At 53.8% G+C, this 24,805-nt stretch carries 24 protein-coding genes; 12 read left to right on the top strand and 12 right to left on the bottom strand.

Annotation, left to right across the window (positions count from 1 at the left end; all coding sequences use genetic code 11):
• Window positions 1-72: 72 nt before the first annotated feature.
• Window positions 73-1,104: an S-methyl-5-thioribose-1-phosphate isomerase gene (mtnA, locus tag ACQE2I_RS15140; protein WP_427028881.1), complete on the top strand. Its 1,032-nt coding sequence runs from the start codon at window positions 73-75 to the stop codon at window positions 1,102-1,104.
• Here mtnA and ACQE2I_RS15135 read toward each other — a convergent pair.
• The 4 genes from ACQE2I_RS15135 to ACQE2I_RS15120 form a co-directional block, all read right to left on the bottom strand.
• On the bottom strand, window positions 1,101-1,781 hold the full coding sequence (locus tag ACQE2I_RS15135; protein ID WP_427028880.1) for an RES family NAD+ phosphorylase: 681 nt from the start codon (window positions 1,779-1,781) through the stop codon (window positions 1,101-1,103). The two genes, mtnA and ACQE2I_RS15135, sit on opposite strands and share 4 nt — an antisense overlap.
• Window positions 1,778-2,179 (bottom strand): MbcA/ParS/Xre antitoxin family protein, encoded by a 402-nt coding sequence (locus ACQE2I_RS15130; RefSeq protein WP_427028879.1) that lies wholly within the window; start codon window positions 2,177-2,179, stop codon window positions 1,778-1,780. The genes ACQE2I_RS15135 and ACQE2I_RS15130 overlap by 4 nt, the downstream gene beginning before the upstream one ends.
• 124 nt (window positions 2,180-2,303) lie before the next feature.
• Window positions 2,304-4,118: a DNA helicase RecQ gene (gene recQ / locus ACQE2I_RS15125; RefSeq protein ID WP_427028878.1), complete on the bottom strand. Its 1,815-nt coding sequence runs from the start codon at window positions 4,116-4,118 to the stop codon at window positions 2,304-2,306.
• A 129-nt stretch (window positions 4,119-4,247) separates the two neighbouring features.
• Window positions 4,248-5,141, bottom strand: a complete 894-nt coding sequence (locus tag ACQE2I_RS15120) for a LysR family transcriptional regulator (protein WP_427028877.1) — start codon at window positions 5,139-5,141, stop codon at window positions 4,248-4,250.
• A 134-nt stretch (window positions 5,142-5,275) separates the two neighbouring features.
• Between ACQE2I_RS15120 and ACQE2I_RS15115 the strand changes: the two genes are divergently transcribed.
• The 3 genes from ACQE2I_RS15115 to ACQE2I_RS15105 are packed head-to-tail and all read left to right on the top strand — an operon-like array spanning window position 5,276 to window position 8,440.
• Window positions 5,276-6,490: an MFS transporter gene (locus tag ACQE2I_RS15115; protein ID WP_427028876.1), complete on the top strand. Its 1,215-nt coding sequence runs from the start codon at window positions 5,276-5,278 to the stop codon at window positions 6,488-6,490.
• 35 nt (window positions 6,491-6,525) lie between these two features.
• Window positions 6,526-7,641, top strand: a complete 1,116-nt coding sequence (locus ACQE2I_RS15110; protein WP_427028875.1) for an alpha/beta hydrolase — start codon at window positions 6,526-6,528, stop codon at window positions 7,639-7,641.
• A 7-nt stretch (window positions 7,642-7,648) separates the two neighbouring features.
• The gene (locus ACQE2I_RS15105; protein WP_427028874.1) at window positions 7,649-8,440 is read left to right on the top strand and encodes an MBL fold metallo-hydrolase; all 792 of its coding nucleotides are present in this window, start codon (window positions 7,649-7,651) and stop codon (window positions 8,438-8,440) included.
• Window positions 8,441-8,472: 32 nt separating this feature from the next.
• On the opposite strand, the gene ACQE2I_RS15100 is transcribed toward ACQE2I_RS15105, so the two are convergent.
• The 4 genes from ACQE2I_RS15100 to ACQE2I_RS15085 form a co-directional block, all read right to left on the bottom strand.
• The gene (locus ACQE2I_RS15100; RefSeq protein ID WP_427028873.1) at window positions 8,473-9,315 is read right to left on the bottom strand and encodes a carbohydrate ABC transporter permease; all 843 of its coding nucleotides are present in this window, start codon (window positions 9,313-9,315) and stop codon (window positions 8,473-8,475) included.
• Window positions 9,312-10,196 carry a carbohydrate ABC transporter permease gene (locus ACQE2I_RS15095; protein ID WP_427028872.1) on the bottom strand — a complete coding sequence of 295 codons (885 nt, stop codon included), beginning with the start codon at window positions 10,194-10,196 and terminating at the stop codon, window positions 9,312-9,314. Before ACQE2I_RS15095 ends, ACQE2I_RS15100 begins: the two co-directional genes overlap by 4 nt.
• Window positions 10,197-10,259: 63 nt before the next feature.
• Window positions 10,260-11,540, bottom strand: a complete 1,281-nt coding sequence (locus ACQE2I_RS15090) for an ABC transporter substrate-binding protein (protein ID WP_427028871.1) — start codon at window positions 11,538-11,540, stop codon at window positions 10,260-10,262.
• 29 nt (window positions 11,541-11,569) lie between these two features.
• Complete coding sequence (locus ACQE2I_RS15085; RefSeq protein WP_427028870.1) at window positions 11,570-12,700, bottom strand: ABC transporter ATP-binding protein; 1,131 nt, start codon at window positions 12,698-12,700, stop codon at window positions 11,570-11,572.
• Window positions 12,701-13,138: 438 nt separating this feature from the next.
• Between ACQE2I_RS15085 and ACQE2I_RS15080 the strand changes: the two genes are divergently transcribed.
• Genes ACQE2I_RS15080 through ACQE2I_RS15045 form a run of 8 tightly spaced genes read left to right on the top strand, consistent with a single transcriptional unit; the run spans window position 13,139 to window position 20,625 of the window.
• Window positions 13,139-14,422, top strand: a complete 1,284-nt coding sequence (locus tag ACQE2I_RS15080; RefSeq protein ID WP_427028869.1) for a hydroxymethylglutaryl-CoA reductase, degradative — start codon at window positions 13,139-13,141, stop codon at window positions 14,420-14,422.
• A 23-nt stretch (window positions 14,423-14,445) separates the two neighbouring features.
• Entirely contained in the window at window positions 14,446-15,372 is a 927-nt protein-coding gene (locus ACQE2I_RS15075; protein WP_427028868.1) for a hydroxymethylglutaryl-CoA lyase, read from the top strand.
• Window positions 15,369-16,598, top strand: coding sequence for a CaiB/BaiF CoA transferase family protein (locus tag ACQE2I_RS15070; protein ID WP_427028867.1), 1,230 nt, complete (start codon window positions 15,369-15,371; stop codon window positions 16,596-16,598). The genes ACQE2I_RS15075 and ACQE2I_RS15070 overlap by 4 nt, the downstream gene beginning before the upstream one ends.
• A 47-nt stretch (window positions 16,599-16,645) precedes the next feature.
• A complete protein-coding gene (locus ACQE2I_RS15065) occupies window positions 16,646-17,797 on the top strand; it encodes a C4-dicarboxylate TRAP transporter substrate-binding protein (RefSeq protein ID WP_427028866.1) in 1,152 nt (383 codons plus the stop codon).
• 49 nt (window positions 17,798-17,846) lie between these two features.
• Window positions 17,847-18,302, top strand: coding sequence for an FAS1-like dehydratase domain-containing protein (locus ACQE2I_RS15060; RefSeq protein WP_427028865.1), 456 nt, complete (start codon window positions 17,847-17,849; stop codon window positions 18,300-18,302).
• 5 nt (window positions 18,303-18,307) lie between these two features.
• A complete protein-coding gene (locus tag ACQE2I_RS15055) occupies window positions 18,308-18,709 on the top strand; it encodes a hypothetical protein (RefSeq protein ID WP_427028864.1) in 402 nt (133 codons plus the stop codon).
• Window positions 18,710-18,746: 37 nt separating this feature from the next.
• Window positions 18,747-19,325 carry a TRAP transporter small permease gene (locus ACQE2I_RS15050; protein ID WP_427028863.1) on the top strand — a complete coding sequence of 193 codons (579 nt, stop codon included), beginning with the start codon at window positions 18,747-18,749 and terminating at the stop codon, window positions 19,323-19,325.
• Window positions 19,318-20,625, top strand: coding sequence for a TRAP transporter large permease (locus ACQE2I_RS15045; RefSeq protein ID WP_427028861.1), 1,308 nt, complete (start codon window positions 19,318-19,320; stop codon window positions 20,623-20,625). The genes ACQE2I_RS15050 and ACQE2I_RS15045 overlap by 8 nt, the downstream gene beginning before the upstream one ends.
• A 238-nt stretch (window positions 20,626-20,863) precedes the next feature.
• On the opposite strand, the gene ACQE2I_RS15040 is transcribed toward ACQE2I_RS15045, so the two are convergent.
• From ACQE2I_RS15040 to ACQE2I_RS15025, 4 genes are all read right to left on the bottom strand, one after another.
• The gene (locus tag ACQE2I_RS15040; RefSeq protein ID WP_427028860.1) at window positions 20,864-22,246 is read right to left on the bottom strand and encodes a PLP-dependent aminotransferase family protein; all 1,383 of its coding nucleotides are present in this window, start codon (window positions 22,244-22,246) and stop codon (window positions 20,864-20,866) included.
• Window positions 22,247-22,513: 267 nt separating this feature from the next.
• Complete coding sequence (locus tag ACQE2I_RS15035; protein ID WP_427028859.1) at window positions 22,514-23,770, bottom strand: ISL3 family transposase; 1,257 nt, start codon at window positions 23,768-23,770, stop codon at window positions 22,514-22,516.
• Window positions 23,771-23,795: 25 nt separating this feature from the next.
• Window positions 23,796-24,317 carry a hypothetical protein gene (locus tag ACQE2I_RS15030; protein WP_427028858.1) on the bottom strand — a complete coding sequence of 174 codons (522 nt, stop codon included), beginning with the start codon at window positions 24,315-24,317 and terminating at the stop codon, window positions 23,796-23,798.
• Window position 24,318: 1 nt separating this feature from the next.
• Window positions 24,319-24,804, bottom strand: a complete 486-nt coding sequence (locus tag ACQE2I_RS15025) for a PAAR domain-containing protein (RefSeq protein ID WP_427028857.1) — start codon at window positions 24,802-24,804, stop codon at window positions 24,319-24,321.
• Window position 24,805 lies beyond the last annotated feature (1 nt).

Raw genomic sequence — 24,805 nt, 5'->3', positions numbered from 1 at the left:
CGCGGCTGATAAGCCACGTGCCATATTCGCTCTTTCCATACGTTCTTTATCGCAGTACTCAAGGAGCCTCTGATGCCTCATCTTCAGTCACGCAGTTTACGGATCTATGCCGACCACCTTGAGTATTTGGATCAGACCCAGCTGCCCCAAGCGGAGCAGTGGGTACGCTGTGACTCGCCTGAAGGCTGGCAGGTTGCGGTTAAAAGCTTAGCCATTCGTGGCGCCCCGCTGATTGGTTTGAGCGCCGCTTTCGTGCTGGCGCACTACGCCGCACGTCACCCCAACGATGACTGGCAGTTGGTGAGTGACCGCTTGCGCGCCACCCGCCCGACGGCAGTTAACTTAATGTACTGCCTGGATGCCATGGAGGCCTGCTTTGCGCAAGGCGCCAATGCTCTGGTTGAACGCGCTGCCGCACTGTTTGTTGAAGATCGGACGCTATGCCAGCGCATGGCCGAACGGGGTGCTGACCTGCTGCAATCGGGTGATCGCGTGCTCACCCACTGCAATACCGGGGCGCTGGCAACCGCGGGTGTAGGCACGGCCATTGGCGCACTGGCAGTGGCCACACAGCGTGGCGTTGAGCTACATGTGTATGTAGATGAAACCCGCCCATTGCTGCAAGGCGGCCGTTTAACCGCCTGGGAAATGGCCGATCTGGGAATTCCCTACCAACTGATTGCCGATAGCATGGCTGCCAGCCTGATGGCAGCAGGGAAAGTCGATAAAGTGATGGTTGGCGCAGACCGCATCTGCGCCAACGGCGACTTTGCCAATAAAGTGGGCACTTACATGCTGGCGGTGGTTGCTCACTACCATCAGGTACCGTTTTATGTGGTGGCCCCCTACACCACGGTTGATCCCGCCTGCGCCACCGGCGCGGATATTCCTATTGAGCAGCGTGACCCTGCTGAGGTGCGCGGCGCCGCAGGAGCGTTTGGCGAGGTAGTGTGGGCACCCAGCGATGCCCCCGTATGGAACCCGGCGTTTGATGTCACCCCCGCCAAGCTCGTCACTGCCTGGATTTTGGATACCGGCATGTTCGATGCTGCTGCTATGGCCAGGGGTGAGCACTTCCGGGGCAGGGTTTCGCGGAACCGTTAACCCAATAGCGTTAGCTCATAGACATGGCGGATGCGCTGGCCATCCCAGTCATAGCCAAGGTGGCGTCCTTGGCGTGTTGCGGAGAGCGCGGGTGGCCGTAATACAGCGGCACATTCGCCATCCGGGTCTCGAACGCTTGGATATACGATGCCATCCGTTTGCTGCTCCCAGGCTTTTCTACCCAAGGTTTGCCCGGCTGCCCAGCTATCCGGCGTGAGAAGCGTTTGGGCAGCATCCTGTCGGCGTAAATCAATCAATTGGCCCGTTAAATCCGACAGATAAACACGCTGCTGAAGCATCATGGGCAGCTCGTTTGACTCCCCCATAAAGCATTCCGTGTGGTAAACGGTTTCGGCAATGGCGGTGGCTTCGGTGAGTGCGCAGTAGTAGGCACCAAAAGTGCCATCGCTAAAACGTGAACCGGTCGCGGGGAAGTGGCAGAAGGCAGCCATGACTGGCGTCCAGCCGGGGCCGTAGCGGCGGTCGTCATCGCGGACTAGGTGAATGGCTCCCGTTTCCTCACGAAGCCTTGCGGAGGTTTCACCCTCCAACTCATTGAGTAAGTCCCAGTCATCAGCGTTGCAATTGACGCCTTCGAATAAATCAATGGGAGGAAAACGCGAGGGAATAACGCGGTAACTGGGTCGCCACGTGACATTGCTCAGCGGGAATGTCATGCATGGCCTCCACCACGCGCTGCATCTAAATGCTGGCGAACCACATACAGGTCAGACACTTGCCCATTTAATAAGCGTTCCGCTGGCGAGTGACCGGCAAAAAGAGGATTGCTGTTGGCTCGCTGCAGCCATCCGTTGGCGGCTCCTTTATTGGGTAACAAGATGTGTAATGCTTTGTAGATGCCGAGAATCAACGACATCCGCTCCAAATGATTCGCATCAAGCCGGGCATGCTCAGGTGACTGTTTCCAACGCCGGTAGGTGGAATCGGGTACTCCCAGCAGCAGGGCAGCTTCGCTCTCTTTCAACCCCCAACTGCGTGAAATATTGGGGTAGGTGCGCATCGCTGCGGCCCCCATTTCGCGGCGCTTATCGGCTGTTTTATGCTGAATGGTCATATGTCTTGCTCCTCACTTACCTATAGATTACGCCAAGTGAGCGATTTTTGAAAATAACGACCATTTGAGCTTTCCTAATCCCTGCTTGTAAAAACCGCTGGACGAATTGGTTTAGCTGTTTTGCTCAGGTTTCCTGATGCGCCAGAATAACGGCCAGAAAACCTTCGCCGTAATCCGCCAGCTTGCGCGCACCGATGCCGGAAATTGCGCCCAATGCTTCCAGGTTTTGGGGTTGTTGTTCGACCAGTTCAGCCAAGGTGGCGTCGTGGAAGATGACATAGGCAGGCACGCCCTGAGACTCGGCAAGTTCACGGCGGTGCTGGCGCAGGGCTTCCCACAGTACACCGTGGGGCAGAGTGGCAGGGGCTCCTTTACTGCCCCGCCGGGTAGTTTTGGCCTTACTTGGTTTGCGCAGGGTAAGGGAGTGTTCGCCGCGCAGCACCGGCTTGGCATTGGCAGTGAGCTTAATACCGCCGTGGCCTTCCATGTCCACGCTTAAATAGCCGCTGGCAATCAATTGCCGAAACAGCGCTTTCCACTCGCTGGCGGTGAGCTCTTTACCAATGCCGAAGGTGGTGAGGCGGTCGTGACCAAAGCGGGTGATGCGCTCGTTGCGTTTGCCCAGCAGCACATCCACCAGGTACGTTACGCCGAAGCGTTGCTCGGTGCGGTAGACACACGACAGCGCCTTTTGCGCCGCCACTGTCGCGTCCCAGGTCTCGGGTGGGGTCAGGCAGTTGTCGCAGTTGCCGCAGGGCGCGTCCAGATGATCGCCGAAGTAGTGGAGCAGCGCCTGGCGGCGGCAGCTAATGATTTCACACAGCCCCAGCATGGCGTCGAGCTTCTGCTGCTCAATGCGCTTTTGATGGTCGGCGGCGCTGGAGTCCTGCTGCATCTGGCGCAGCGTGATCACGTCCTGAAGCCCATAGGCCATCCAGGTATCGGCGGGCAGGCCATCGCGGCCGGCGCGGCCGGTCTCCTGGTAGTAGGCTTCGATGCTTTTAGGCAGATTAAGATGCGCCACAAAACGCACGTCGGGTTTGTCGATGCCCATGCCGAAGGCGATGGTGGCCACGACGACCACGCCATCTTCACGCAGAAAGCGGGTCTGGTGGTGCTGGCGCTGCTCGGCGGGAAGCCCCGCGTGGTAGGGCAGTGCGGTTAGCCCCTGGCGCGCCAGCCAGGCGGCGGTCTCCTCCACCTTGCGCCGGGAGAGGCAGTAGACGATCCCGGCTTCGCCGTTGTGATGCTCGCGAATAAAGCGCAGCAGCTGTTCCTTGGCGTTACCCTGATTCTCGGCGATATGGTAGCGGATATTGGGCCGGTCAAAACCGCTGTTATACAGCGCCGCCTCGTGGAGTTGCAGATGCTCAATGATATCGCCCCGAGTGGGTACATCGGCGGTGGCGGTGAGTGCGATGCGCGGCACCTGGGGAAAGCGCTGGTGAAGCTGGGAGAGCTGGCGGTACTCCGGGCGAAAATCGTGTCCCCACTGGGAGACGCAGTGGGCTTCATCAATGGCGAACAGCGCAATCCGGGTCTGCTCCAGCAGCATCTGCATACGCGCCGTGGCCAGTCGTTCGGGGGCGACGTATAAAAGATCCAGCTCGCCTGAGCGCAGGCGGTTCTCCACCTCGACCGCCTCGTGATAATCGAGGCTAGAGTTCAGGTAAGCTGCCCTGACCCCGTTCTGCTCAAGTGCCGCCACCTGGTCCTGCATCAGCGCGATCAGCGGCGAGACCACAATCGCGGTGCCTTCGCGCAGCAGCGCAGGGATCTGATAGCACAGCGACTTGCCGCCGCCGGTGGGCATCAGTACCAGCGCATCGCCACCGGCAATCACATGCTCAATGATGGCCTGCTGCGGGCCGCGAAAGCTGTCGTAGCCAAATACTTCCTGCAGCACCTTGAGGGCTGTCGGGTGGGTGTCGCCGTGCATCAATGCTCTCCCTTGTCTTGTGCTTAAGAGAGAATTGTCGCACGAAAACTCAAGGGAGTTTGTTTCGCGAATGTCGACGCTGAGAATATGTCCAGCCCCATGGTGACTCAAGGCAATCCAGCGAGGTTGCTACTCTTGATGGCGGAATGTATCGACAAATGCCGAGAAGGCAGGCGAAGACTGTCGGCGGTTCGGGTAGTACAGGTGAAAGCCAGAAAAATAGGGCGACCAGTCGGTCAATACCTTTTTGAGCCCACCATTTGCAAGGTAAGGAGCGGCTAAAGCCTCTGGTACGTAAGCTAGACCGATCCCATCCAAAGCCGCATTAAGTACATGAACGATACTGTTGAAGACGAGCTGTCCCTGGCCCTTGACGGTGAACTCCTTACCATCCTTTTCAAACTCCCAGGAATAGATTGCTCCATCGGGCCTGTGGCGAATATCCACACAGGCGTGATGGGTCAGCTCATAAGGTGTTTGAGGTTCGGGATGTTGATTAAAATATTCCGTTGAACCCACTACCACCAAGCGCATTTCAGGGCCGAGCGGAATCGCAATCATATCTTGGCTAATCGCTTCGCCAAGGCGTATACCGGCATCAAATCGCTCTGTCACCACGTTGGTAAACCCGTAATCCACATAGAGCTCAATGGTGACGTCAGGATAATTCTTCAGAAACTCGGCCATTTTTGGCCTCAAGCAAAGCTCAATCTGATCATCGGTACAAGATATACGGATGGTTCCTGCTGGTTTGTCACGCAACTCTCCTAACGCTTCGACTTCCATTGCAATCTGATCAAAAAGAGGTGTAAGCGACTGTATCAGCCGCTCACCCGCTTCCGTTGGTGCGACATTTCTTGTAGTGCGGGCCAGTAATCGCAGCCCAAGACGCTGCTCTAGGGATTTCATACGGTGACTTAAGGCTGATGGCGTCACTCCCAGCTTGACAGCTGCTTTGGTAAAGCTTTGGTCTCTTGCCACGGCGAGAAAAGCCTGCAGGTCATCGATTTTCGAATTTGCCATTGCTGAATTTTACTCACAAGTGCATAAGCATTATTCCCACTAATCAAAATGGAAGGCTGGTGTCAATATGTGTTCAGTAAAAGAAGGTTGTTCGACATTCATCTTAACCATTCACTACTTGAGGGAAGACGTTTTTGAGCACACTAGCTTCTGACACCGCATCTACCCATCGCGTTACTCAGCAGGAAAATAAATCGCAGCCTGCTTATTGGAGCGGCATTTTTGCGATGACGCTCTGTGTCTTTGCGTTGATCGCCTCGGAATTTATGCCTGTTAGTCTGCTAACTCCCATTGCTAACGACCTACGCGTCACGGAAGGGCTGGCAGGCTACGGCATTGCTATCTCGGGAGCCTTTGCGGTCTTAACCAGCCTATCGATTTCAAAACTCGCAGGCGGAATCGACCGAAAAAACCTGCTGCTTATGTTAACGGCACTGATGAGTGTCTCTGGGATAATCGTTGGATTGGCGACTAACTACACAATGTACATGGTGGGGCGGGCGCTGATTGGTGTTGTTGTGGGTGGCTTCTGGTCGATGTCTGCGGCAGTCGCCATGCGATTAGTGCCTGCTGATAGTGTTCCCAAAGCATTGGCGATTTTTAACGGGGGCAATGCGCTCGCGGTGGTGGTCGCTGCTCCGTTAGGCAGCTATTTGGGCGGAATGATCGGCTGGCGTGGGACGTTCTTTTGCCTAGTGCCAGTGGCGTTTGTTGCCATGGTTTGGCAATGGATCAGTTTGCCCTCCATGAAAGCGGCTCCACAGGCGAACGGTGCTGGCAACGTATTCACGCTGTTGAAGGATCCCCTAGTGTTTCTAGGGATGATGGCGGTGGGCGTTTTCTTTATGGGGCAGTTCGCACTGTTCACTTATGTTCGTCCCTTTCTTGAAACCGTCACCGGCGTTGATGTGCCGATGCTTTCGCTGATCCTGTTGGTACTGGGGATTGCCGGGTTGGTCGGTACCATGCTGATCGGTGGATTTATTAAAAAGGGGTTGTACCGGATATTGGTGGTTATTCCGCTATTAATGGCGGCCACCGCGTTGGCGTTAGTCGCCTTCGGTAGCTCGGTCGCCGTGGCCTTTGTTCTGCTGGGGTTCTGGGGGTTAGTGTCTACGGCAGCGCCCGTGGGTTGGTGGGCATGGCTCGCTAAATCCGTGCCAGAAAATGCCGAAGTCGGCGGTGGGTTGATGGTAGCGGTAATCCAGTTATCCATCGCGCTGGGATCAACCGTAGGTGGTCTACTGTTCGATTCGGCGGGCTACCGAAGTACCTTCGTGGCCAGTGCTGCCGTGTTGCTGTTGGCGGCTTTCCTCGCCTTTATGACCTCACGATCGCAAGTCCGGTAAGCGGTATGAGCCGGACGTCACGCCAGGAGAAACCCATGAACGCATCTACTCCGACATCATTAGATAACCACCAACTCACTACATCGCGCAGGGGGTTCATACAAGGAACGGTGCTGGCAGGTACAGCCGTCATCCTTGGGGCACAGCCAGCCTTGGCCGCTACAGGCGAGACGTCCCTTGACGTTACGCACGAATGGGACAAGACATTTCCGCAAAGCGACCAGATAGACCATGAGAAGGTAACGTTCAAAAATCGTTACGGTATTACACTAGCTGCTGATCTGTACTTACCGAAGAATCGTGCTGATGAACGACTGGCGGCCATCGTCATTAGTGGTCCGTTCGGTGCGGTGAAGGAGCAATCCTCTGGCTTGTACGCACAAACCTTGGCTGAGCGCGGGTTCGTCACGCTCGCCTTCGATCCATCCTACACCGGAGAAAGTGGCGGTGAACCGCGCAACGTCGCCTCGCCGGACATCAATACCGAGGACTTCAGTGCTGCAATAGATTTCATTGGCCTGAAGCCTTACGTTGATCGAGAGCGTATTGGTGTAATCGGTATTTGCGGCTGGGGGGGAATGGCATTGAATGCCGTTGCGGTGGACAAACGCGTCAAGGCTGTTATGGCGACTACTATGTACGATATGACGCGGGTCATGTCCAAGGGCTATAACGACAGTATGACGCAGGAACAACGCACCCAGACGCTGGAACAACTGAGCGAACAACGATGGGTGGATGCGGAGAACGGACGTCCGGCTTACCAACCTCCCTATAATGAATTACAGGGGGGAGAAGCACAGTTCCAGGTCGACTATCATGACTATTACATGACACCGCGTGGGTATCATGAGCGTGCCGTCAACTCCGGCAACGCTTGGACGATTACCAACAACTTGTCGTTCATGAACATGCCGCTGCTTACCTATATCGAGGAAATTTCACCTCGTCCTCTACTACTGATTCATGGCGAAAACGCCCACTCGCGCTACTTCAGTGAAACCGCCTATGTGGCTGCGGCAGAACCCAAGGAACTCATGATTATCGAGGGGGCCAGCCATGTCGACCTGTACGACCAGATGGACAAGATCCCGTTTGACAGGCTGGCAGAGTTCTTTGACGAACATCTGAAACGCCTTGGATGTCAATGAGGACATCGTGATTTGGCTGGGCCACTCCTCCTATTACATACAGTTGTCTGGGAGGCGGTTTCTGATTGATCCGGTATTCAGTGTCGACGCGGCCCCCATCCCCCTTGCCAACCGTGCCTTTGCAGGAACGAATCCCTATACGGCTGATGATATACCCCCGATCGATTACTTACTGGTGACCCATGACCACTGGGATCATTTGGATTACCCCACGATCAACGCGCTCAAACCCCAGGTAGGTGAGGTTTTTACCGGCCTTGGCGTAGGGGCGTACTTCGAGAAGTGGGGGTACGAACCCGAGCGTGTGCATGAAGGTGATTGGAATGATGCCTTCGAATTGGAGAGTGGTCTGGCGCTGCATATGTTGCCAGCGCGACACTATTCAGGACGTATGCTGACACGCAATCGGACGCTTTGGGTGGGCTTTGCACTTGAGAGCCCCGGACGCCGACTCTTTTTCAGTGGAGACAGTGGCTATGGTCCGCACTTTGCTGAAATAGGGCAGCGCTTTGACGGTTTTGACCTGGTTTCTCTGGATCACGGCCAGTACGATCCTCGTTGGGCCTACATCCATATGACACCTGAAGAGGCAGCCGAAGCTGCCGAGGGGCTTGGGGCCGATGCGCTATTGCCAGCTCATGTGGGAAAGTTCTCGCTCGCTCAGCATCCCTGGCAAGAGCCTTTCGAACGTATTACATCCACTAGTGAAGCAAGAGACTATCGGCTAGTGACGCCCATCATCGGTGAGCCCATCCGGCTTGATGATAGTGAACAGCGTTTTGGCGCATGGTGGAAGTAAGCTAAAAACAGAAAGTGCCATAAGGCTTTCAGTTAGCGAATTCCGGCGCGCAAAAACGACTGCACAAACTGGCGCTGAAAGAGCAGAAAAGCAATCAACAGCGGCGCGATGCTGAGCAGTGTCGCGGCGCTAACGGTCGCCCAGTTAACCCCGGTTTCAGGCGCGGAGAAGACCCCCAGCCCTACGGTTAATGGGCGGCTCTCTACCGAGTTGGTAACCACCAGCGGCCAGATAAAGTTGTTCCAGTGGTGGCTAATCGAGACCAGCCCGTAAGCAAGGTAGGTGGGCTTGGCTAGTGGTACGTAAACCTTCCACAAAATTTCCAGCCAGTTGCAGCCTTCGATGCGGGCGGCGTCTTCCAGCTCCCTTGGGATGGTTTTAAAGGTTTGGCGGAGCAGAAAAATACCTAAGGCGCTGGCCACGTAAGGTAAGCCAATCCCGGTGATGGTGTTGATCAGCCCCAGCTCGCTTGCGATGCGGTAGTTCTCGACAATCAGCACTTCGGGGAACACAAAGAGCTGAATCAGCACCAGCATAAATAAAACGTTCTTACCGGGAATCGGAAAGCGCGCAAAGGCAAACGCCGCCAGGGTACAGACCACAAACTGACCGATCACCACCCCTGTTACCAGCGCAAAGGTGTTCAAGTAATAGCGTGCAAAGGGCGCTTGAGACCAAGCGTTAGTGAAGTTCTCTAGCGTCAGCGGGGCGAAGAACTCAAAGTTCACCATAAACTCGCTGGGGTGGAAGGCGGCCCAAAAGGCATACAGCAGCGGAAAAATCCAAATAATGGCCAGTAGCCACGCGGCCACTGTTTCCAGCGCTGGGATTGAGAAGAAACGGGAGCGGGGCGCATAGGTAGTGGTCGTATTCATTGATAGTGCGTCCTGCGATCTAAAATCGTGAACTTAAGCGTGGCCACTACCGCAAGCACCAGCAGAATAACCACCGTAATGGTGGCTGCCGTGGTGTGGTCAAAGAATGAGAACGCATTCTCGTAAACATAGTAGAGCAGCAGGTTGGTGGCGTTATTGGGCCCGCCCTTGGTCAAGATAAACAGGTGATCCACGACCCGCACCGAATTAATCAGCGCATTGATTAGCACAAACAGCGTGGTGGGCATGAGTAGCGGAAAGGTGACGCGCCAAAAGAAGCTCCAGCGGCTAGTGCCTTCTAAGTCAGCTGCCTCTTTTAACTCGGGTGGCATACCCTGTAGCGCCGCCAAGTAGAAGATCATAAAAAAGCCGGCTTCTTTCCACACCGACATCACGATCACCGAGCTTAACGCAACGCTTGGATCGCCCAGCCAGTTCACCCCGGAAAAGCCCAGCATGCCGAGCAGTTTATTGAATAGGCCAATCTGCGGCGCGTAGAAAAACATCCAGATATTGGCCGCGGCGATCATGGGTAGAATCGTCGGCGTAAAGTAGGCCATGCGCACAAAGCCCCGCCCGCGCAGCTTTCTGTTGACGAACAGCGCCATACCCAAGGCCAGCGCGATAGACGTAGGAATCGTACCGACAGCATAGATTAAGTTGTTACGAGCTACTTTCCAAAACGTCGGGTCATCGAACAATACCTGATAATTTTCAAGGCCTACGAACTCCGTGGGTGCGCCGCGAAAGCCAGGTAAAAACAGGCTGTTAATGACCGTTGCCACGGTCGGTAAATAAGCAAAAGTCGTCAGCAGTAGCGCAGCGGGTAGCAGCAGAAGCGCGCCATAGAGCTGCATTTTGCGGTGGTTGGTGAATGGCATAGAGACGTACCGCAAGTTGGAAAAGCCGGGGCATGCCCCGGCGAACAGTGAAATATCTAACGATTATCGGGCGTAGCGGCGCAGCACGCTGTCGGCCTCTTGCTGCGCTTGGCTAAGCGCTTCTTGCGGTGTCATTTGCCCGGTCAGTGCCGCTTGCACGGCGTTATCCAAGGCGCGGCGAATGCGGCCACCCTGGTAGCTGGAGAGTTCCGCCGTGCCGTGTTCAAGCTGATCGCGGGCGACCGCAGCGGGTGCGAACTCATCCACATAGCGTTGTAGCGCGTCAGTTTCGTAAGCGGCGGGGCTAACGCCCATATAGCCGGTCTCAATCGACCAGGCAGCGGCGCGCTCGGGGGCGGTCATCCAGCGAATGAAGGTCATCGCCGCGCGCTGTTCTTCTTCAGTGGCGTCTTCAAAAATGTAGAAGTTGCCGCCGCCGGTGGGGCTACCGCGCTGGGTTTTCATCGGCAGCATGGCGACGCCAAAATCAAAATCGGCTTCGCTACGTACGGCGGTTAGGTTGCCCGTGGTGTGCCACATCATCGCCGTGGACTCTTCAAGGAAGTTCTGGCGCAGGGTGCCCCACTCAATGGTGCCGTCGGGCATGGCATTGTGCTCGCTGGCAAGCGATACCCAGTATTCCAGCGCTTCAACCGCTGCAGGGTCGTCAAAGTAGACCTCTGTACCATCTTCGCTCATTAGTCGGTGGCCGTTCTGAAAGGCAAAGGCTTGGAACATCCAGTAGGGGTAGCCCGTCGACGGCACCATCACGCCCCACTGCTCGCCATTGGAGGCTTCGCGCACGGTCGCCGCCATCTCGGCCATCTGCTCCCAGTTTTCCGGGGGCGTTTCGGGGTCTAGGCCGGCGGCTTCAATGGCGTCTTTGTTCCAGAACAGCACGATGGTGGAGCGCTGGAAGGGGATGCCGTAGGTTTTGCCATCTAGCTGGCCGTTTTCCATCAGGCCAGGGTAGAAGCCATCGAGCCATTCGCGCTCTTCGTCGCTTTCGACCAGGTCGTCAAAGGCGACGATGGCGTTCTGCTCAATCAGCTCGTATAGATCGATGGAGAACATCACCGACAGCTGGGGTGTGTCGCCCGCTTCCATCGCCGACATGGCGCGCACGCGGGTGTCGTCGTAGTTACCGGCGTAGATCGCTTCCACATTGATATCGGGGTATTCGCTTTCAAACTCTTCCACCAGGTTATCAACGACGCCGGTGAGTGCACCGCCCACCGCGACCGGGTAGTACATGGTCAGATCGACGCTATCCGCGTTTACCTGGGCGGCGCTTAACAAGCCCGCTGCCAGGGCGGTCATTGCAAAAGGGGTACGCAAACGCATAAGAGACTCCGCAAGTGTCAATGCTGCTGTCAGTGTTGGAAAGAGCCCACCGCCGGTGGACGAGGAACGCTTCGAGATGAGTTGGGAAATGGGGCCGGCGTCAGGTCATCCCGCCGCAGGCCGTCGGCATCGAAAAGATGTGTATTCTGGGAAGTCCAATAGAGGCTACATGGCTGACCTGTCAGTGCCTGCTTGCCGCTAAGCCGCACGCGTAGGGTGTGCGATCCCACTGCGACATAAGCAATGGTGTCTGCGCCCAGATACTCCTCACTTAATACGTTAGCGGGTACGCCGGAACCTGGTGCGATTCGCAGCTCGATATCTTCCGGGCGGATGCCCAAGTGTCCACCAGTAGCGTCCAGGGGGGCTACGGGGGTACTTGGTTCGCCTTCGATAACGGCGCCATTCTCACCGGCTACTAGTGGTAGCAGGTTCATGGCGGGGCTGCCGATAAAACTGGCGGCAAAAGCACTAGCGGGGCGGTTATAAAGCTCGTCTGGGGTGCCGTCCTGCACAATTTTGCCGTGCTGCATCAGAATGACACGATCACCCATGCTCATGGCCTCGACCTGATCGTGGGTCACGTAAATCACCGTCATATTCAGGCGGCTTTGTAGCGCCTTGATTTCCCGGCGCATATCGCTGCGCAGCCGGGCGTCCAGGTTGGAAAGCGGCTCGTCCATCAAGCAGATCGGGTGTTCGGAGATCACCGAGCGGGCCAGCGCCACCCGCTGGCGCTGGCCGCCGGAAAGTTGCGCAGGTTTGCGGTTCAGGTAGTCGGTTAAATCAACCAGTTCAGCGACTTTGGCTAGCCGCTGGCGCTGCTCATCTTTGGGTACTTTGCGGCTGCGCAGGCCAAACACGATATTGTCGGCAACGCTTAAATGCGGAAACAGTGCGTAGGACTGAAACACCATGCTCAGCCCACGATCCCCCGGCGGCAGGCGTGTGACATCGCGCTCGCCGATATGAATACGTCCTTCGCTGGCTTCTTCCAAGCCCGCGATCATACGCAGCGTGGTGGATTTCCCGCAGCCTGACGGCCCCAGCAGAATGACAAATTGCCCAGGCGTGACGTCGAAGGAGATTTCATCGACAGCGGTCGTCGCGTCCCAACGTTTAGTGACGCGTTCCAGGCGGATTCGCGATTGGTTTGGCATAGCACACACATCACCGGCTGTTGGTTGTTATTGATCCAGCTTGTGTTGAAGGTGTTGCAATTGCGTGACACTTACATGGATGGGTGATGACAGCAGTTGTGTCAAGCAGAAAATCACCTAGCGACTTTGGCGTCATACAGCTACCTATTCCTCTGCTTAGCATTCTGCATAACTATTCATATTCAAAACTCTCATTAGTGTATGCGAAGAGTTTTCTTTCTTTGCCTCCCTCTCGAATAATCAATTAGCCGGATGCACTGATAATTCATATCCCGAGACAGAGCAGAGGGCTATCACCCATTAATTATCGTTTCCTTCATTGCTTCTGTCCGTCGTAACTGTACCTTTTTTATGGGTACAGGTACGGATATGTTATAAGCCAGTATAAGCGCGAAAGTTAGCGCTTCTAATAACAACACATCCCAAAAGGGGGATACAGTGAGCAACAGTTCCCAACTTCCTGGCTTTCGCAACCTTTCACCGTCAGAGCGTATTGATGTTCTGTCTCGGCATATTGATCTGGATGTAGAGGAAGTAGCTCTGCTTCGTAATGACGGCGCGCTTTCAATCGAGATTGCTGATGGCATGATTGAGAACGTGCTTGGTAAGTTTGAGCTGCCCCTTGGCTTAGCAAGTAACTTTATGATCAATGGCCGTGATGTACTCGTGCCAATGGTGGTGGAAGAGCCCTCCGTGGTTGCCGCTGCCTCCTATATGGCAAAGCTGGCGCGCCCTGGTGGCGGCTTTCTAACTTCTAGTAGCGCTCCATTAATGCGTGCACAAATTCAAATCGTCGGACTCGGCGATCCCGCCAATGCGCGGCTGAGCTTGCTGCGTAATAAGCATCGGCTGATCGATCTGGCCAACACTAAGGATCAACTACTTAACAAACTTGGGGGCGGTTGTCGTGATTTAGAAGTGCACACCTTTATGGAAAGTCCTAGAGGCCCCATGGTGGTGGTTCACTTGGTAGTGGATGTGCGCGACGCCATGGGAGCTAACACTGTTAATACCATGGCCGAGGCGGTTGCTCCCTTGATTGAAGAAGTAACCGGCGGCACGGTGCGGCTTCGAATTTTATCTAACTTAGCTGATTTACGTCTGGCGCGGGCGCAAGTGCGCATCGCTCCGGAGTACTTTGAGACGAGTGAGTTTACGGGTACAGACGTTATAGACCGTATTATTGACGCCTATACATTCGCGGCGATTGATCCCTACCGAGCGGCCACACATAACAAAGGTATTATGAACGGTATTGACCCGTTGATTGTTGCCACCGGTAACGACTGGCGGGCAGTAGAGGCGGGCGCGCATGCCTATGCATGCCGCAACGGTCACTATGGTTCGCTGACCACGTGGGAAAAAGATCGGAAAGACCACTTGGTCGGGACGATAGAGATGCCGATGCCTGTAGGCCTGGTAGGTGGTGCGACCAAAACGCACCCACTAGCCAGGCTGGCATTGAAGATTCTAGGTGTTAAGAGTTCACAGGAGCTGGCTGAAATTGCGGTAGCCGTTGGGCTAGCGCAGAATCTTGGCGCTTTACGTGCGCTTGCCACTGAAGGTATTCAGCGCGGGCACATGGCCTTGCATGCGCGGAATATTGCATTGTCTGCGGGTGCTCGGGGTGAGGAGGTGGATCAGCTGGTGCGCCAGATGGTTCTGGATAATGATGTGCGCTCTGATCGAGCCGAAGCGCTACTCAACGAATTGCGTAAATAATGTGTCACCCAGCCGTACGCCTCATGGAAGTTGGAGCCCGTGATGGACTGCAGAATGAGGCCCAAATACTGCCTCCTAATATCCGAGCTGCGTTTATCCAGAAGCTGGCAGATGCTGGCTTACGCCATATTGAAGCGGGTGCATTTGTGTCACCGCGCTGGGTACCGCAAATGGCAGAGACTGACGCGGTACTGAAGGCCTTACCCATTCGCGACGGTGTGACTTATAGCGTTTTGGTTCCTAATGAGCATGGCATGGCGAGGGCGATTGAAAATGGTTGTCGCGAAGTCGCCATTTTTACTGCCGCTTCGGAGGCGTTTAACCGACGCAACATTAACTGTTCCATTAATGAGAGCCTTGACCGCTTCGAACCGGTGATGGCTGCGGCAAAGGAAAACGGAATCAATGTGCGGGGATATGTATCGTGTGTTTTGGGGTGTCCCTTTGATGGAACGGTACCTATTGTCGATGTGGTTCGGGTGGCGAAACGGCTCTATCACATGGGCTGCTACGAAGTAAGTCTCGGCGATACCATAGGAGCTGGTGTGCCCAGGGGGGTGCGAAACCTTGTTTCTGCCTGTGCCATGGAGATGCCTGTTGAACATCTCGCTGCCCATTTTCACGATACCTGGGGAATGGCAGTGGCTAACTGTTTGGCTGCGCTCGAAGCAGGCGTTCGGGTCTTCGATAGCTCGGCCTCCGGCTTGGGCGGCTGCCCCTACTCCCCAGGGGCCACGGGAAATGTCGCCACTGAGGATTTGGTTTATCTATTTGAAGGTATGGGTTTGGCTACCGGTATTGATCTGGAAAGCGTGATCAGCGCAGGTGATTTCGCGGATCAATATCTGGGCCGCGAAACGGCCTCCCGTGTAGCACGGGCCTGGAGGGCAAAGCGTGTTAACGCTTGCAGCCAGCAGAATAATACGATAACAAAACTGGAGGACAAATGACCGAAACAACCGGTATGCCGTTAGCGGCGAAAGGGGCTCTTAAAGGAGTCATTATCCTTGATCTTACCCGTGTGGTCGCCGGCCCCTATTGCACCATGATGCTCGCAGACATGGGCGCTACGGTTATTAAGATTGAGCATCCTAAAGATCCTGATCTCACCCGGGAATTTCCACCAGCCATAGATGCAAATGATGAAGCCATTAGTGGCTTCTTCGCTCAATACAATAGAAATAAGATGGCTATCAGCCTTGATCTTAAGGCCAATGAAGGGCATGAGCTTTTTCTAGATATGGTGCGCAAGGCTCATATCGTTATTGAAAACTTTCGTCCTGGAACTATGGAGAAGTTAGGGCTGAGCTTTAAAGCGCTTCGTGATATTAATCCGGCCATTGTCATGACCAGTATCAGTGGATTCGGCCAAAAGGGGCCTAATGCTCCCCGTCCTGCGTTCGATAGTAGCGCACAAGCGTCGGGTGGGCTCTGGTCTATTAATGGCACGGTTGAGGAACCTATGAGAGTAGGCACCGTGTTGGGCGATCTCAGTGCGGGCTTATATGGCGCCATAGGAACGCTCGGCGCACTGCGCGAGGCAGAGCGTTCCGGATACGGTCAACATGTGGATATCTCCCAGCAGGACTCCATTATATCGCTAACAGAAAATGCCTTGGTTAACTACACAGCCACCGGCAAGGTCGCAGTACCCGAGGGAAATGGCCATCCCTTTGTGAAGCCCTATGGGCGGTTTGCGTGCAAAGACGGCCATGTGTTTTTTGGTGCCTATACCGATAAGTTTTGGCGCGAAGCGTGCCAAGTGTTCGGCGACCAAGAGCTGATCACGGATCCAGAGATTGACACCATGGCCAAGCGCTTTGATAACGCCATCTACGAGCGCCGGGTACGGCCCGTGGTGGAGCGTTGGTGTGCTAGCCATACCAAGGCTGAACTTGAAGAAATGACCGGCACTCGGTTTCCTCTTTCACCCATCAAAACGATTGATGAAGTAGTCGCAGATCCTCACGTGCGTGAACGCGACATGATTATACCGGTGGAATACAAAGGAAAAAGCTTCGAGGTGTTTGGTAATCCAATAAAAATGTCTTTAGGTACCAACGAGAAAGGCGCACAGGCGCCAAGGTCGGGCGAATCTAACGAAGTCGTGTACGAAGGCTGGTTAGGCCGCTCTAAAAAGGAAATCTCATTACTACGTGAGAACGGGGTAATTTGATTTTTTGATACTGAAATTTCAAATAACAAATCCAACAAGGTGACAATATGAATATCAAATCCATGGCAAGCTTGATCATGTCTGGAACTCTTGTGTTTTGCGGTCTAGCGTCTAACGTTGAAGCACGGACACTTCGCTATGCGATCGGTCATCCGCCGAGTTCTTCTGTAGTGGACGTGACCAAAAAATACGCAGACGAAGTCGAAGCTCTATCTGATAGTGAGCTCAGTGTTCGCATTTTCCCTATGTCTCTGCTGAATTTCGCAGAAACGTCTGGGGGCGTACGTGATGGTATGGCTGATATTGGCTTTGTTTTGACGTCCTACTTCCCATCAGAATATCCACACAGCAATATGGCCGTTGAGGCGTCTATGTTGGTCGGTTTGCTGGGTGAGAAAGCGCAAGGCCGGGAAGGCATGATCTTTATGGGCGCGCTATCTGAGTTCACTTTTTTTGATTGCCCAGAATGTAGCCAAGAGTTTAGTGCTCAGAATCAAGTCTATACCGGTAGCACAGGCGGCACTTCCTACGGGTTAGTCTGTAATGAACCGGTTGAAACTGAAGCGGATCTAAAAGGTATGCGTCTGCGTGTAGGTGCTTCCAACTGGTCACGCTGGGCTGAGTCGGTGGGAGCATCTCCCGTTACTATGTCGGCTAATGAGATGTTTGAGGCACTCGGCCAGGGCGTGGTTTCGTGTATCGTACTTGCCTCCCCAGAGATCCATAATTTCGGCCTCACTGATGTAGTAACCGACATTAATATGGACGTACCTGGCGGCCCAATGCCCATCGCTGGCACTAATATCAATGCCGATACCTGGAAAAGCTTAAGCCTGGAGCAGCGCGAAGTAATGCTACGTGCAGCAAGTGTGTTCTCTGCCGGGGTTCCCTGGATTTATCACCAGCAAGAAGATCGTATTTTGTCCGAGGCCGAGCAAAGAGGCGTGGCGATCCACCATGCTGATCAAGCTCTAATCGACAAGACTCAAGCGTTTATCCGAGACGACATGCAGCACATCGCTGAGGGTTACCGCACGCGTTATGGTGTCGAGAATGGTGAGGAAATGATTGCGAACTTCCAGGGGCTACTGGAAAAGTGGACCGATTTGGTGCAGGACGTGGAAACTGAGCAGGAGCTGGCTGATCTCTACTGGGAAGAGATTTTCTCCAAAGTCGATGTAGAAAAACACGGTCTATGAGACCAGAGCTGGGCGCATTGAGCCCAGCTCTCCCGATTAGGAGGAAGTCATGAATCTTCTTACAGATGAGCTCCGGGCACTCATTGGCACGGAGCTAGCGCCATTCGAGTTCGAAGTTACTCGGAATGATATCAAGAAATATGCTGTTGCCACCGGTCAGCGCCAACGTCGTTATCTTGAGGGTAATGAAGCCCCTTTGCTGTTTCTTTTCAGCGCCATGATGCCGGTTATTCCTTTAAGTGAGCTGCTGCCTGATGGACGCCAACCGGATAGCTCGCTGATACCTGAATTGCCGCTCAAGCGTATTATGGCGGGAGGTAGTGACTATCAAATCTATCGGCGTGCCTACGCGGGGGACGTACTGGTCTGCACCCAAAAACTAACGGATCTCTACGAAAAACAGGGTGGCTCAGGCCCTTTGATTTTCATGGTATTCGAAAACCGCTTTGAAACCAGTGTCGGCGAGCCAGTCGTTACAGAATATCTGACACGTATTGCGAGATGAGAGCGATGCCTATTTTCAAAATTAGAGAAGGCGGCGCGCTGCCTCGCCAGGATTTCAAGGCAGATACGGTTCAGCTTTTCCTTTATAACGCGGCGATCTGGAACCCCCACCGTATTCACTACGATCTTCCCTATACCCAGGAACATGAGGGGCACCCTCAACTGCTTATTGATGGTCCGCTTCAAGGGGATTGGCTGACCCAAATGGTTGAGGAGTGGCTGGATGGAGAGGGAGAGCTGACTGCTTTTCGTTATAGCAATCGCCAGGCCGCCTATATCGGGGAGGTGCTCACAGCTGAAGGCAGGGTGACCTCGTGGGATGGAGTGGTCGCTGAGCTTTCTCTGTGTCTCAAAAAACAGGACGGTATAACCACCACCGTAGCTGTCGCCAGTGTTCGGCTCACTTGAATCTTAGTGAGCTGTGGCAACCTTCAGGAGAACTGTTATGTACCGGCTCGGACGTTGGCTTTCTGGATTAACGAACGTTACTACGTTGCTCGGTGGCTGTGCCATCGTGCTGATGATGCTGCATATCACGGCAGACGTAATATTACGATATCTATTTTCGGCGCCGTTACCTGGCACGATTACTTATGTTGCTAACTACTACATGATCATTGCTACCTTTGTGCCGCTTGCTTATGCAGAAAAGCTAAATGCCCATATAACGGTGGAAGTAGTCACCGAGAGGCTGCCATTACGTGTGCAGTATCATTTAGCACATTGGTTGCTACCGCTCAGCGCCGCAGTGTTGTTATTAATGACGATCAAGACTTGGGCTGAAGCAATGATTAAGTTTGAAATTAATGCCTCTCTCGTAGAGGGAGGCACTACCATCATCACATGGCCTGGCTACTTCATGTTGCCTTTAGGGCTGGGCATGATGGTGCTTGTGATGGTGTATAAGTTTGTCATTTATTTGACCGGTGCGCGTAGCGGCCTAGTGGCGAGCGACGAAGAACAAGCCATCGCATGGGATGTACACCCTGATATGCAAGAGCAGAGAGGAGGCTCCCATGAGTGATGTACAGATCGGGCTCTGTGGCCTTGTTGTGTTATTTATGACAATAGCGCTGCGTGTTCCCGTAGGCTTGGCATTGATTGGGGTGTCGTTTAGTGGACTTTGGTACCTAATGGGATGGGGGATCGCTTGGGGGTCTGTTGGTTTAATTCCTTATCAGTTTTCCGCCAACTGGGTGCTTAGCTCAGTACCTATGTTCCTCTTGCTTGGATATATTTGCTACCACGCCCAGCTGACTCAAGGGCTGTTTCGTGCCGCTAGGTTATGGTTATCTCGAGTTCCTGGAGGGCTGGCGGTGGCTTCCATATTTGGCACCACTGGCTTCGCTGCTGTATGCGGTTCATCAGTGGCTTGCTCGGCGGCCATGGGCCGTGTCGCTGTACCAGAAATGATCAAGCATCGTTATAATCCAGGGTTGGCCACCAGTACAGTAGCTATTGCAGGTACTGTAGGCGCCCTGCTACCTCCTTCGATCATCATGATTCTGTACGGCATTATTGCCCAGGAACCGATCTCAAAACTGTTCCTTGGTGGTATTGCTGCTGGCCTACTTACAGTGATGGGCTACATTATCGTTGTAATTGTGCGAGTTAAGCTTAACCCTGAGTTAGCCCCGGCATCGACAGAGACGGCTTCAACACAAGAGCGTTTGAATGCGTTGTGGGAGGTCTGGCCGGTAGTGATGATCATGCTTGGCATTTTCGGTGGCCTATTCAGCGGCCTTTTTACTCCCACAGAGGCTGGGGCTGTTGGTGCCTTTCTTGCATGTGTCGTGGCACTATGTAAGCGCACTTTAACGTGGGCTCGTATGCGTAGTGCTGTGCTGGAAACCCTGCTCACCACGGGTACGATTCTTATCATTGCCATGGGGGCTAGCCTGCTTACCCGTTTTCTATCGCTCTCTGGTGCTGGTGACTATCTTTCCACGATGGTGATTGAAGCTGGCGCCAGCACATTTGTTATTCTATTAATCATTATACTTATCTACCTATTATTAGGAATGTTTTTAGAACCGATCGGCGCCATGTTGCTGACTCTTCCTATTGTGTTACCTATCGTTGATAGCGTAGGGCTTAGCCTAATCTGGTTTGGCGTAGTGCTGACCAAACTACTTGAGATAGGGATGGTAACTCCCCCCATAGGTATGAATATCTTCGTGATAAAAAGCGTGGTGGGAAACTTAGTAACTACTGGTGCGATCTTTAAAGGTGTTTTCTGGTTTCTTGTAATGGACGTGCTAGTGTTAATTCTTTTGATGAGCTTTCCAGAGATAATACTTTTCTTGCCTGAGAAGTTAGGATGATTTGTCAACATAAGACTTGTCATTGTTTAAAACTCGTGAGTCCTACCTGAAAGCATTTTTTGTAAAGTTATGTTGATGCTGAGAGCTGCTGTCTGAATAGACAGTGGCTCTTGTCTTGAGTGTTTTATATGGCCGTTGTCTTATTGGTCTTTTCTGTTTGAAGAAAAGGTATATTTTTTTAAATTTTTGGTTTGATGATGGTTGATAACTTTTAAAACACGATTAATAAAAAACGGGTTCAGAATTTTAAGCTCGCACGAAATGCTGGGTCATCCACATAGGCTACATTTAACCGCGTCCAAGGAACTACATTATTCCGGTCTACCGAAAAAATAGCACCGGGCGCTAGCATCACTCCCTGTTTCATACAGTGACGTGTAAGCTGGTTAGCATCTTCGATACCAGGAAATCGAGCCCAAAGGTATAAGCTTTGTTCTGGCTTGCAGAAAACTTCCGCCCCGAGTTCTTCCAGAATTTTTAGCGCAACAGCAGTAGCTGTGCGCAGTCGAGCCTGTAACTTGGCAAGATGACGAAGATAGTTACCTTCACGTAGTATGACATCTACTGTACGTTCGGCATATTCCGCCCCAGCGATATGGAGTAACATTTTTATATCTGCCAACTCGGAGATTAGTTTTTCGCTACCGGCGATAAAACCAACCCGCAACGCCGCTGATACCGACTTGGAGAAGCTTCCCAAGTATAGCGTTCTGCCAAGCTGATCTAGCGCTGAGAGCTTGGATGCTGAGCTAAGTTTGAAGTCAGCCATCGCGTCGTTTTCCACTACGATTAAATCGTGGCGTTCTGCTAGGGCTAATATCTGGCGTGCTTTATGCTCCGAGATGTCAGTTCCAGTCGGGTTGTGACAAACAGACTGCATGAAAAACAGCGTCGGCCGCTCCTTAATCAGTAAACTATTTAAATCATCTATATTCGGACCATCCTCTTCGCGTCGTACAGGAAGCATGCGCACACCGCTGAGCTGTAACTTCCCGAAAAGTGGGTAATAGCCTGGAGTTTCTACTAGTACAGTCGAACCGGGTTGGGTAAAGCGCCGAATAATCAAATCCATTCCATGGTTTGCACCATAGGTGGTTAAAATCTGCTGTGGTAATGCGTTAATGCCGTAGCTGGCTATTTTTTTGCTCAATTGCTCTCGTAAGCTGGCATTGCCGAAGCGGTTGCCATAGCGGAATAGGGAGGTAATGCCACCACGGACAACTTGACGATGAAATTTATCCAGGCGCATATCCATAAGCCAGTGGACTGGTGGGAACCCTTCACCCAGGTGGGAGTGCCCTGGTTCGCGTACAAGTTGTTGGCGCATCATCCAAGTAGTGTCGAGGGCGCGAGTATAAGGGAGCGGTTGTGTATCGCAATTTGTTTGTGTAGGCGTTGCCAAAACAAAAAAACCGCGCCCTTGGCGTGCTTCCACCAAGCCTTGTGCTGCTAAGTAATCATAGGCCGTAATTACGGTGTTCTTGGAGTCGCCGTGCAAACGCATGTGTTCACGTAGAGAAGGAAGCTTATCTCCTTTGCGTAAAATACCTTCAGTGATTTGGCTTGCTATGTCAGATGCGATTCTTTGAGCCCTAGTCTGGCGCTGCATTGATATAGGCAATTTTAGCTCCCACTTTTCGCCCGTGTGGTCTCTGATGTTGAGTATGACGAACACTAGAAGGGGACTATTCAGTGATTTGCTCACATGTAGTCACAACCAACATTAAGCTGCAATTATGTTATTGGTCTTATTGCTCACCGTTATCACGGCTAGGAATTCTATTCCAACGTTCAGTATAGCGTGTTATGTCGTTAAACTATAAGAGAGTTTGTTATCAAAGCTTCAATACGGGAATTGACCAGTCTCCTAATATGGTTCTTCGTCACTTCACGTGGATTTGGCCTGATCGAATAGGCGGCCCACCGGGCTGCCAATCAGGTAGATCATGGCGATAAAGTTGGCCTCGTTCCGGTAGCCACGTGCCCGTGACCGAGCCGCTTGGAACAGACCATTCATTCCTTCCAGTCTTGCGTTCGTCAGTCCCGAGAGCCAGCGTCTGACCACCGCGTCGGCGTGCCGCTCAAGCGTCGCCAGGGCTTTCCCCATCGGCTTCAGCAGTGACTTTTCAGACACCGCCGCCTGCATGACCTTGAGGTAGTTCGTGATGCGCCACCGAGCCGCTCTGGGCGTTGGAGCCTTCTGGATCCAGCGTAGCTTCTCCTTGATCACCCAGGCATCGGCCGTGGCGCTCTGATCGGCCACCAACTCCTGGAGCGCCGAAAGCTGTTTGGGTGTCAGGTTCTTGTTATCCAGGTTCTTCAGCAGGGCCCAGCGCAGCGACTTGGGGGGCCCCTGCTCCCGGCGCTCTTTCTTGCGTACCTCGTCCAGCCGCTTGGTGAAGGTCTGTACGATATGGAACCAGTCGACCGTTACCTCGGCCTTGGGAAGGTGCTCGGTCACGCCGCTAAGGAAGGCTGGCGACATATCGCAGACGACCTCGACCACATTATTCGGGTCGCCGCCATGGGCCGCCAGGAAGGCGCTGAAAGCCTGGATGGCATCCTTGCCGCAGCCTGGGACGGCAAAGATAACCGGTTCCCGCTTGCGCTGCATGTCGAGGAACACCGTGACATAGCGATGACCGCGCCGGGAGGCGGTTTCGTCCACGCCGACCGTCACCACCTTGGACAGATCCAGTTCCCCCAACATGCGGCCAACGTAGTGGTGCACGATGCGCCATAGTCGTTTGTCGGAAATCTCCAACTGGCGGGAGACGGCCAGTACCGGCATCTCCTTGACCAGTGACATGGCCGCTTGCTCGAACAGCAGGGTAAAGTCGCTGCCCGGCCGGGCCCAGGGCACCTCTATGCGCTTGACGCCATGGTCAGGACACTTCGTGCGCGGCACGCGAGCATGCAGGTAACAGTGATGCTGAAAGAAGTTCAGATGCCGCCAGGTTTTGTCGGCAAAGTCATGAGCTTGGCAGGCCTTACCACATTCTGGGCAGGGATAGAAACTGCCTCGCTCCGCCTCGACATAGAGGTTCAGGCGGTGGGGCGACACGGCGGTATCCAGGTACTGGTTCTTGAGGATCCAGGGCGCTTCCAAGCCCAGGCCGAGTGTTAGAATCTGGGTGCCGTCCATGTCATACCTCCTGCCGCTGTGGAGGTCATATTCTGGCCCAGCTCAGGGGGCGAATTCCACACCCAACGTCGAAGAGCCAAAAATACTCATAGCCTTGGTATTTATGGTGATATTGCCTAGTCGTTATCCCTAATGTTGCAAACTGTCTAGCCCTTTCTGGGGCTACCTCTGGGTCAAAATATTGTTTGTGATCCCACACGCCTCCAGGCATCGTGAGACGTGCCCAACTAGCAAGTGCAGCCCGGCGGGCATGCCGTTCGATTTGCATAAAATTTGGCCTTGCCATGTTACGGGCAAGACGCTGAGCACTGTTTAGCGACTCGGCTTCCCGTCGCCAGCGATCCATTGCCTCCTGAGCGTTGTAGGCATTCTGTCGTTTTATGCGCTGGCCGTCTTCGGATTCTACGTTGACCTGAATTTCCTCGACAATCCACTCAGCGATCTCAGGTGCTTGGTCTTTATGTAAGCAAGGCACAGTGACGATAAAAGGATCATCCAGCGTGGCTGGGGTGGTGACTGTTTGTGCGATACGTTGCCACTCGGCCATTTCAGTTACTCCTAATCAGAATATCGACCACCTTGGCGGCAATGTCTGAATCCATAAGCTCCGCTTCACCTTGGGCGTTGGTCTGTCCCTCTTTGGTATCACCACCTTCTAGCACTAGTCGATAGGTTTCATGAGCAAGAGGAGCGCCGTATTCGTCACGAAACACAACGCGGCGGTTGTAGCGTGGTGGTTTAATGGCAGGAAGTGATGAAGCGCTTGCGCCTCCCCTTGGCTGGCCGGTGATAGCTGTGGCGGCCGCAATAACGACCCCACCGCAGGAGGTTTTACTACCGTGGATTGCTGCAGCGGCGCCTTCAATGGGGTACCAATCAAGGCCGGTGACGATACTGGCACCACAGGAGCTGTGGTCGCCAACGCGCGCGACGGGTAAGCCGTCAACAAAGGTGGTGGAGGCAGCACTAACAATGCGGTGAGGGCCACCGTTACAGGGGCAGGCAACCTGATCGCCCAGCTTGGCTTGTTCCATG

Source organism: Halomonas sp. H2, assembly GCF_050215315.1.
Taxonomy (GTDB): domain Bacteria; phylum Pseudomonadota; class Gammaproteobacteria; order Pseudomonadales; family Halomonadaceae; genus Vreelandella.
This window is presented reverse-complemented; position numbering and strand designations above follow the sequence as displayed.

What these genes read in the sequence shown, in the direction of transcription:
- ACQE2I_RS15060 (WP_427028865.1), top strand. Translation starts at nt 17,847, where the DNA reads ATGAATCTTCTTACAGATGAGCTCCGGGCACTCATTGGCACGGAGCTA.
- ACQE2I_RS15110 (WP_427028875.1), top strand. Translation starts at nt 6,526, where the DNA reads ATGAACGCATCTACTCCGACATCATTAGATAACCACCAACTCACTACA.
- ACQE2I_RS15050 (WP_427028863.1), top strand. Translation starts at nt 18,747, where the DNA reads ATGTACCGGCTCGGACGTTGGCTTTCTGGATTAACGAACGTTACTACG.
- ACQE2I_RS15070 (WP_427028867.1), top strand. Translation starts at nt 15,369, where the DNA reads ATGACCGAAACAACCGGTATGCCGTTAGCGGCGAAAGGGGCTCTTAAA.
- ACQE2I_RS15025 (WP_427028857.1), bottom strand. Translation starts at nt 24,804, where the DNA reads ATGGAACAAGCCAAGCTGGGCGATCAGGTTGCCTGCCCCTGTAACGGT.
- ACQE2I_RS15075 (WP_427028868.1), top strand. Translation starts at nt 14,446, where the DNA reads ATGGAAGTTGGAGCCCGTGATGGACTGCAGAATGAGGCCCAAATACTG.
- ACQE2I_RS15130 (WP_427028879.1), bottom strand. Translation starts at nt 2,179, where the DNA reads ATGACCATTCAGCATAAAACAGCCGATAAGCGCCGCGAAATGGGGGCC.
- ACQE2I_RS15095 (WP_427028872.1), bottom strand. Translation starts at nt 10,196, where the DNA reads ATGCCATTCACCAACCACCGCAAAATGCAGCTCTATGGCGCGCTTCTG.
- ACQE2I_RS15055 (WP_427028864.1), top strand. Translation starts at nt 18,308, where the DNA reads ATGCCTATTTTCAAAATTAGAGAAGGCGGCGCGCTGCCTCGCCAGGAT.
- ACQE2I_RS15120 (WP_427028877.1), bottom strand. Translation starts at nt 5,141, where the DNA reads ATGGCAAATTCGAAAATCGATGACCTGCAGGCTTTTCTCGCCGTGGCA.
- mtnA (WP_427028881.1), top strand. Translation starts at nt 73, where the DNA reads ATGCCTCATCTTCAGTCACGCAGTTTACGGATCTATGCCGACCACCTT.
- ACQE2I_RS15090 (WP_427028871.1), bottom strand. Translation starts at nt 11,540, where the DNA reads ATGCGTTTGCGTACCCCTTTTGCAATGACCGCCCTGGCAGCGGGCTTG.
- ACQE2I_RS15035 (WP_427028859.1), bottom strand. Translation starts at nt 23,770, where the DNA reads ATGGACGGCACCCAGATTCTAACACTCGGCCTGGGCTTGGAAGCGCCC.
- ACQE2I_RS15065 (WP_427028866.1), top strand. Translation starts at nt 16,646, where the DNA reads ATGAATATCAAATCCATGGCAAGCTTGATCATGTCTGGAACTCTTGTG.
- ACQE2I_RS15045 (WP_427028861.1), top strand. Translation starts at nt 19,318, where the DNA reads ATGAGTGATGTACAGATCGGGCTCTGTGGCCTTGTTGTGTTATTTATG.
- ACQE2I_RS15085 (WP_427028870.1), bottom strand. Translation starts at nt 12,700, where the DNA reads ATGCCAAACCAATCGCGAATCCGCCTGGAACGCGTCACTAAACGTTGG.
- ACQE2I_RS15100 (WP_427028873.1), bottom strand. Translation starts at nt 9,315, where the DNA reads ATGAATACGACCACTACCTATGCGCCCCGCTCCCGTTTCTTCTCAATC.
- recQ (WP_427028878.1), bottom strand. Translation starts at nt 4,118, where the DNA reads ATGCACGGCGACACCCACCCGACAGCCCTCAAGGTGCTGCAGGAAGTA.
- ACQE2I_RS15030 (WP_427028858.1), bottom strand. Translation starts at nt 24,317, where the DNA reads ATGGCCGAGTGGCAACGTATCGCACAAACAGTCACCACCCCAGCCACG.
- ACQE2I_RS15135 (WP_427028880.1), bottom strand. Translation starts at nt 1,781, where the DNA reads ATGACATTCCCGCTGAGCAATGTCACGTGGCGACCCAGTTACCGCGTT.